Genomic DNA, 7853 nt, shown 5'->3' on the forward strand with positions numbered 1-7853 from the left:
CCCCGCGTCGCCTCACGTCGTCTCGTCTTTCACCGCTCATTGCCCCATTCACACTGTCTCCCGACCCCCTGGCTTGACGAGATTGCCTCTGCGATGGACGCCGCTCGAGAGGCGGCGCAGCGGCGGCGCGCCGACCTGCGAGCGTTGCCCCGTGTTGCCCCAAGTGTTGCCCGAGCCCGGTTTCGACGGAAATGACGAAGAGGCCCCGCCTAGCGTTTCCGCTGGTCAGAGCCCCTTCTGAGCGTGGTACCCCCGACCGGATTCGAACCGGCGCTACCGCCTTGAGAGGGCGGCGTGCTAGGCCGCTACACAACGGGGGCAGGTGCTGCACTGACAGCGATCGGAACCCTAGCGAAGCGCCGTGATCCAGACCAAATCCCGGGCCTCCACACGAGGGAGATCCGGGACTTCGCTGGGATACTAGGACTCGAACCTAGACTAACTGGACCAGAACCAGTCGTGCTGCCAATTACACCATATCCCACTGGTGACAGGCCCTTTCGAGCCGAGGCAAGACCTTACACTCGGGCCTCCGGGGCGGCCAAAACGGCCGGATCCGACCGGGTCGCGAGTCCCATCCGACGTGCCACCCACCACGCCAGCAGCAGGTAGGTGACCGACTGCGTGAGGGTCACCGGGATGCTCCACCAGGTGCCCCCGGTGGGGTTGAGGGTCGAGCTCATGTCGCCGAAGGCGAGCGCGATCCCGAAGGCCAGCCAGTTGTTGAGCACGTGCATCGCGATGCCGGCCTCGAGACCGCCGGTGAGGACGACCAGCGTGCCGGCGACGACCCCGAACGCGAACCGGTCGAAGAAGATCGGTGGGTCCTGGGCGCCGTGCGCGAGGGCGAACAGGAACGACGATGCTCCCACCGCCAGCACCGGGCTGCGGAACAGTCCGCCGAACGCCTGGGTGAGATAGCCGCGGAACGCGTACTCCTCGGCGGCCGCCTGCAGCGGCGTCAGCAGCAGCACGACCAGCATGAAGTCGCGGATCATCGGGGTGAAGTCGTTGACCTCTCCCGACATCGACGTCTCTGCCCGCTGCGGCAGGAGCGCCGAGACGACCAGGGTCGCGATCAACGCGAGGACGGACAGCCCGAAGCAGACGAACAGGAACCTCCAGCGGAGCCGTGGAGACACCGACGAGACCCACCGCGGCCGCAGGCCGTGCAGGAACCGGATCAGCACCCAGGTGACCGGGATCAGCCCGGCCAGCGCGAGGTTGAGGTAGGCCAGGCCGGCCGGCGTGGGCTGGGTGAGGTCGACCAGACGCGCCACCGACGAGCCGACCTCCTGGCCGCTCGCGGCGTAGTAGACGGCGAACGGCACCATCACGGCGAGCGGCAGCAGCAGCAGCATCGCCACGGCGAGGGCGAGCACCCCCACCAGCGACCGCCACCACGTCGGCTGCAGGCCGCCCCGGAGCAGGAGGTGGTAGGGCAGGCCCTGCTTCGCCGCGAGCGCCGCCCCAGGAGGTGGGATCCAGGCGCTCACGCGAGAGCGCCGGACAGTCGGGCGAGGCTCCGGTCGCGACCGAGCAGCTCGAGGGACTCGAAGAGCGGCGGGGAGATCTTGCGGCCGGTCACCGCGATCCGCACCGGCCCGAAGGCATTTCGTGGCTTGAGGCCGAGGCCGTCGACCAGGGCGGTGCGCAGGGCCTCCTCGATCTCGGCGGTCGACCAGTGGGGCAGGCGGGCGAGCACGTCGTACGCCGCCTGCACGACCTCCCGGCCGGCGTCATCGATCTCGTCGTGCCGTTCGAAGTCGGACTCGCTGACGAAGAGGAAGCCGAGCATGTCGATGGCCTCGGTGAGCTTGTTCATCCGCTCGGCCACCAGCGGCATCGCGAGCTCGAGCAGCTGTGCATCACTGTCGTGGACGGGGTCGCCGACGACCCCGGCGGCCTTGAGGTAGGGCAGCACCCGGTGGGTGAGCTCGTCGATCGACAGCATGCGCAGGTGGTCGGCGTTGATCGCCTCCGCCTTCTTGATGTCGAACCGGGCGGGGTTCGGGTTCACGTCGCCGATGTCGAACTTCTCGACCATCTCGTCGAGCGTAAACACGTCGCGGTCCGGCGCGATCGCCCAGCCGAGCAGGGCGAGGTAGTTGAGCAGCCCCTCGGGGAGGAACCCCTGCTCGCGGTAGGCCAGCAGGTGCGCCTGCGGATCGCGCTTGGACAACTTCTTGTTGCCCTCCCCCATCACGTACGGCAGGTGGCCGAACTCGGGGGTGGCCTTCGCGACGCCGATCTCCTTGAGGGCCTCGAACAGCGCCACCTGTCGCGGCGTGCTGGAGAGCAGGTCCTCGCCGCGCAGCACGTGGGTGATCTCCATCAACCCGTCGTCGACCGGGTTGACCAGTGTGTAGAGCGGGTCGCCGTTGGCGCGCGCCAGCGCGTAGTCGGGCACGAACTCGGTCTGGAACGTGATGTCTCCGCGGACCAGGTCGGTGAAGGTGATCTCGCCGTCGGGCATCCGAAACCGGACGACCGGCGCACGACCCTCGGCGCGGAACTTGGCCACCTGCTCGTCGGTGAGCTCGCGGCAGAAGCCGTCGTACCCCTGCACCTTGGAGCCGGCCGCCTTGCGGCGGGCGGTGACCTCGTCGGTGGTGCAGTAGCAGTCGTACGTCGAGCCGTGGCCGCGCAGCTTCTCGAGGACGTCCCGGTAGATGTGGTCCCGCTCGCTCTGCCGGTACGGGCCGTACGGGCCCCCGACGAGCGGTCCCTCGTCCCAGTCGAGGCCGAGCCACTGCATGACCTCGATCAGGCCGTCATACGACTCCTGGGTGGACCGCTCCTTGTCGGTGTCCTCGATCCGGAACACGAAGGTGCCGCCGTGATGACGCGCGAACGCCCAGTTGTAGAGCGCCGTGCGGGCGAGCCCGACGTGCGGGCTGCCGGTCGGGCTCGGGGCCATCCGGACCCGCGGCCTGGGTGCCGTCATCGCTTCACCACCGGGTTCGTCAGGGAGCCGAGGCCGGCGACCGACACCTCGACCTCGTCACCCACTTGCATCGGACCGACCCCGGCCGGCGTTCCGGTCAAGATCACGTCACCGGGGAGGAGCGTCATCACGGCCGAGACCTTCTCGACCAGGGTCGGGATGTCGAAGATCAGGTCGCGCGTGTTGCCGTCCTGCTTGAGGTCGCCGTTGAGGTGCGTCTGCACAGCCCGGCCGTCCGCGAAGGCCTGCGGGTCGAGGTCGGTCTCGATCCAAGGCCCCAGCGGGCAGAACGTGTCGAAGCCCTTCGCCCGGGTGAACTGCACGTCGGAGCGCTGCAGGTCGCGGGCGGTGACGTCGTTGCCGATCGTGTAGCCGAAGATCACGTCGGTGGCCCTGGCTGCAGGCACGTCCCGGCAGATCCGCCCGATCACGACTGCGACCTCGCCCTCGAAGTGGAGATCCTCGGTGAGCGAGGGATAGGCGATCGCCTCGCCCGGGCCGATCACGCTGGTGTTGGGCTTGATGAAGATCAGCGGCTCGTCCGGGACGTCGTTGCCCATCTCGGCGGCGTGGGCGGCGTAGTTGCGGCCGATCCCGACCACCTTGCTGCGTGGCAGGACCGGCGCCAGCAGCCGGACGTCGGCCAGCCGGTGCTGTTCCTGGGTCACCTCGATCCCGACGTACAGGGGGTCGCCGATGAGGGCGACCACCACGCTGTCGTCGGCCGGCTGACCGAACTCGTCGACGTCACCTGTGACCACGCCGTACTGCGGGTCGTCCCCGGTGGTGAACCTTGCGATACGCACGGCCCCGACCCTATCGAGGGAGCGTTCAGCTCCCCGATTCGGCGACCGCGGCGCGCAGCGCGGCCAGGGTCCGCTCCACGTCCTGCTCCGTGGTCGACCAGTTGCTCACCGCGATCCGGAGCACCGCCCGGCCGTGCCACACCGAGCCGCTGGTCCACGCCGTGCCGTCCTTCAGCATCCGGCTGACCACGTCGAGCGTCCGGGCGTCCTCACCGAAGGCGACGCACACCTGGGTGAAGACGACGTCGTGCAGCACCTCGGCCCCCGGGATCTCGACGACCGCCTCGGCGAACGCCGCCGCGTGGCCGGCCAGCCGGTCGACCAGCGCCGCCACGCCGGAACCGCCCAGGGTGCGCAGCACCGCCCACACCGGGACGCCGCGGGCGCGACGGCTCAGCTCGGGCACCTTCTCGAACGGGTCACCGACGGTGTCGTCCTGCATGAGGTACGGGCCCACCATCGACATCGCAGCCCGCAGCGCCGCTCGGTCGCGCACAATCGCGACGCCGCAGTCGTAGGGGACGTTGAGCGTCTTGTGTGCGTCGGTCGCCCAGGAGTCGGCGGCCTCGTATCCCTCGACCAGGTGCCGGTGGCGAGGCGACGCGCCGGCGAAGAGGCCGAAGGCGCCGTCCACGTGCACCCAGGCCCCGTGCTCGTGCGCCAGCGCGATCGCCTCGGGGAAGGAGTCGAACGCGCCCGAGTGCACGTTGCCCGCCTGCAGGACGACGATGGTCGGGCGGCCGTCGCCGTCCTCGAGCGCGCTGCGGAGCGCCGTCACGTCGATCCGGCCCTGGTCGTCGGCGGCGACGGCCTCGGGCGCACCGAGCCCGAGGTAGCGGAGCACGAGGTCGACCGAATCGTGGCGTTCCTCCCCCACCACCACACGCACGCCGGGGCCACCCACCAGTCCGCGTTCGGCGACGTCCCAGCCCACTCGCGAGAGGACCGCTTCCCGCCCGGCGGCCAGGCCGGTGAAGTTGGCCATGGTGCCGCCGGTCACGAACCCGACCGCGCTCTCGGGCGGCAGCCCGAGCAGGTCGGTCACCCACGCCTCGACGACGTCCTCCACCGCCGTCGTCGCGGGGGTCACCGCGCGCATGCCGGCGTTCTGATCCCACGCGGTGGCGAGCCAGTCGGCCGCCAGGGCCGCCGGGTGGGTGCCGCCGACGACGAACCCGAAGAATCGTCCCGACGGCATCGCCGTCAGGCCGGGCTCGCAGGCCTCCGCCAGCAGGTCCACGACCTCGCCCGGATCGGTCGGACCGTCCGGAAGGTCGCGACCGAGCCGCTTGGCCACCTCGACCGCATCTGCGGTGGGCGGGATGTCGCGGGAGTCGAGGCTGGCCAGCCACGCACTTGCGTGCGCGTGCGCTCGCGAGAGCGGGTCGTACCCCTCCGGGGATGCCCCCGCGGATGTCTCGGTCATCGCGCCATCCTCGTACCCTCGAACCGTGCCCGTCGAGACCATTCCGGCCACCGTCTGGCGCGCCCGCGCCGCTGCCCACGCCGCGCGGCTCGCGCCGTACGTCGAGCCCCACCTCGAACGACGGCGGACCGGCCGGAAGCATCCGGTGCACGACTTCCTGTTCTCCTACTACTCGCACCGGCCCGCGCAGCTGCTCCGTTGGCACCCGGGGTACGGGGTGGCGTTGGAGGACGCGGCCGAGTACGCCGGGCTGAAGGGGTACCAGGTCTCGTGGCCCCGATCTCCGGGGGTATCGAGGCTCGCTTCGCTCACACCTCAACCACCGGAGGAAGTGGTGGCAGTGGGGCACGAGTACCTCGCCGGGCAGCGGCGCCTCATCGGGTCGATCCACCGGCTGCTCGCTGCCACCGCCGCCCGGCCGGCCCACACCGGGTGCTTCGGGCTGCACGAGTGGGCGATGGTCTACCGCGCCGATGAGACCCGGCACCCGCAGCCACTCCGGCTCGGCGGTGCCGGCACCGACACGGTCGTCGAGTCGCACCGGATCAGGTGCTCCCACTTCGACGCCTTCCGCTTCTTCACCGACGAGGCGCGACCCCGCAACACGCTCTCACCCGGCCCCGACGACCGGCCCGACTTCGAGCAGCCGGGCTGCCTCCACGCCGGGATGGACCTCTACAAGCACGCGTTCCGACTCAGTCCGCTCGTGAGCTCGGACCTGGTCGCCGACTGCTTCGAGCTGGCGTGGAACATCCGCGAGCTCGACATGCGGGCCGCGCCGTACGACCTCACGGCGTTCGGGCTCGAGCCGGTGCGGATCGAGACGGCCGAGGGGAAGCAGGAGTACGCGCAGCATCAAAAGTCCTTTGCCGAGCGGGGGCAGCTACTTCGAGCGGACCTCATCCGGGAGTGTCAGCGATTGCTGGGTCATCTGGAACCGATGGCCGATGGAGCTGGCAGGCGATGAGTGAGCGCGTCCCCAGCGGGTGAAGCAGGACCCGTTTCGCAAACGGCGCCATACACGTGGGACTGCCCGTTACGATGCGCGGACTACACCGTCTGCAGGACGTTGCATGCATGCCTGGGATCATGAAGCGCACGCCGCTCGCGCCCGTCCTCGCCGTGTCGCTGGTCGCCGCCCTCGCTGCCACGCTGTCGGGGCGCCCCGCTTGGCCCGTCGATACCGTCGAGGTGCTATCCGGCAGCCACGAAGAGGCCGCGAGCACCCGCAACGGCGACTCCCAGCCTGGTCGCGATCCCGAGCTGGACTCGTCGCGGATCATCTCCCAAGCCCGCGTGCGCGACATCACCCGCCGAGTTGATCGCCCACGACAGGGGTTGGGAGCCTTCTCCCACACGTGGGGCGACAGTCTTGTCTTCGACAAGAACAGCGACGGAAATCCGGACGTTCTCCTCTCGTTCCACGAACAGCCGTGGGAGATCTGGCTGGGTAAACGCCGCGGGGGATTCACGTTCGATCGTTCCCTGCCGAGCACCGACCGCCACAACTGCGCCGCGGCCGACTTCGCTGGGCCAGCGAGCACACGGCCGGATGGGCGGCCCGACCTGTACTGCGTCCGGGGCGCCAACATCGGCACGGTCTCGCACAAGAAGAACGCGCTGCTGATTCAGCAGCGAGATGGTGGCTTCAAGAACGTCGTGGCTTCGTGGGGGGCCAAAGATCCTTCGGGGCGAGGCCGAACGGTCTCGATCTTGAACATCCGCGGCACTGGCAGGCCGAGCTTGTTCGTGGGCAACGCGGAGCCCGTTCTCCACCCGAGTCGGGACCGGATCTTTGTGAATCACGGTCGGCGGTTCGTGGGACGACGCACGGGCGGACTGCCCTCGGTCCAGAACACATCCTGTTCATCCACAGGAGACTTCGATCTCGATGGGAGGCAAGACTTCCTGTCCTGCTCCTACTCGCTGCGCCTCTACCGGAACCGAACGACGCCAGATGGACCGGTCTCCTATCGCGAAGTGGCCGCGCTCCAAGGCCTCCCAGCCAGGCGTTGGAACGACGCCGGGCTGGTCGACCTGAACCGCGACACGTGGCCGGATCTGGTGACGCTGTCCCGAACCAAGCTGGTCGTGCGTCTCAACAGTCAGGAGCCGCCGCACTTTCCACAGGCCGACTTCAGATTTCCCCTGAGCGCCGGCCGGAGCTTCTGCAGCGGTCGCGCGAATCGCGATCTCGCAACGGACCTGCTGGTTGTCCAGGGCCTGGCGTCCCCTACAGACAGACGTCAGCGACGGGACTGGATGCTCATCAACTCGGGGGCCGGCAACCAGTTCAGGGCGTTACCCGTACCCCAGCCCCCGACGAGGAATCGGCGCAACGGCAACGGTGACACCTGCAGCGCAATCCCCGGCTACAGAGGAACGCGGGCAGCGTGGACTATCAGCAACGGCATGCTCATCCCTCGTCAGGGCCAGAGGGGTCTGCTCCGTCGCGGATACCGCCAGCTCGTCATTCTGGCCCGCTAGCTAGTGCGCGGAGGAGTGCGAACGGCTACTTGCTTGACGTCAAGCAAGCACCGCATCGCACATGGCGGACCCGATCCAGTCCTCGTACTCGTCGCCCGACCAGCCGCGCCCCGCGGTCAACAGGTGCCAGACCTGCACGCTGTTGAGGGTCCAGATCCGGTCTCGGGCGCGTTCGAGGGCTAGACCC

Annotated in this window: 6 protein-coding genes and 2 tRNA genes; 2 read left to right on the plus strand and 6 right to left on the minus strand. The window is 69.2% G+C overall.

Annotated elements, in window-relative coordinates:
* Positions 1-244: 244 nt before the first annotated feature.
* From VFZ39_RS06600 to VFZ39_RS06625, 6 genes are all read right to left on the minus strand, one after another.
* A tRNA-Glu gene (locus tag VFZ39_RS06600) sits at positions 245-320 on the minus strand.
* A 92-nt stretch (positions 321-412) separates the two neighbouring features.
* A tRNA-Gln gene (locus VFZ39_RS06605) sits at positions 413-484 on the minus strand.
* Positions 485-518: 34 nt separating this feature from the next.
* Entirely contained in the window at positions 519-1496 is a 978-nt protein-coding gene (locus tag VFZ39_RS06610; RefSeq protein ID WP_330864941.1) for a CPBP family intramembrane glutamic endopeptidase, read from the minus strand.
* Complete coding sequence (gene gltX / locus VFZ39_RS06615) at positions 1493-2947, minus strand: glutamate--tRNA ligase (RefSeq protein WP_330864942.1); 1455 nt, start codon at positions 2945-2947, stop codon at positions 1493-1495. The genes VFZ39_RS06610 and gltX overlap by 4 nt, the downstream gene beginning before the upstream one ends.
* Positions 2944-3753, minus strand: coding sequence for a fumarylacetoacetate hydrolase family protein (locus VFZ39_RS06620; protein ID WP_330864943.1), 810 nt, complete (start codon positions 3751-3753; stop codon positions 2944-2946). Before VFZ39_RS06620 ends, gltX begins: the two co-directional genes overlap by 4 nt.
* 25 nt (positions 3754-3778) lie before the next feature.
* Positions 3779-5179, minus strand: a complete 1401-nt coding sequence (locus VFZ39_RS06625; protein ID WP_330864944.1) for a pyridoxal phosphate-dependent decarboxylase family protein — start codon at positions 5177-5179, stop codon at positions 3779-3781.
* Between the two features lie 25 nt (positions 5180-5204).
* Here VFZ39_RS06625 and VFZ39_RS06630 point away from each other — a divergent pair, with 25 nt between their 5' ends.
* Both VFZ39_RS06630 and VFZ39_RS06635 read left to right on the plus strand, forming a co-directional pair.
* Complete coding sequence (locus VFZ39_RS06630) at positions 5205-6146, plus strand: 3-methyladenine DNA glycosylase (RefSeq protein ID WP_330864945.1); 942 nt, start codon at positions 5205-5207, stop codon at positions 6144-6146.
* Between the two features lie 122 nt (positions 6147-6268).
* Complete coding sequence (locus tag VFZ39_RS06635; RefSeq protein ID WP_330864946.1) at positions 6269-7666, plus strand: FG-GAP repeat domain-containing protein; 1398 nt, start codon at positions 6269-6271, stop codon at positions 7664-7666.
* Positions 7667-7853: the final 187 nt, after the last annotated feature.

Origin of the sequence: Nocardioides sp. (assembly GCF_036374615.1) — a bacterium.
Taxonomy (GTDB): Bacteria; Actinomycetota; Actinomycetes; order Propionibacteriales; family Nocardioidaceae; genus Nocardioides.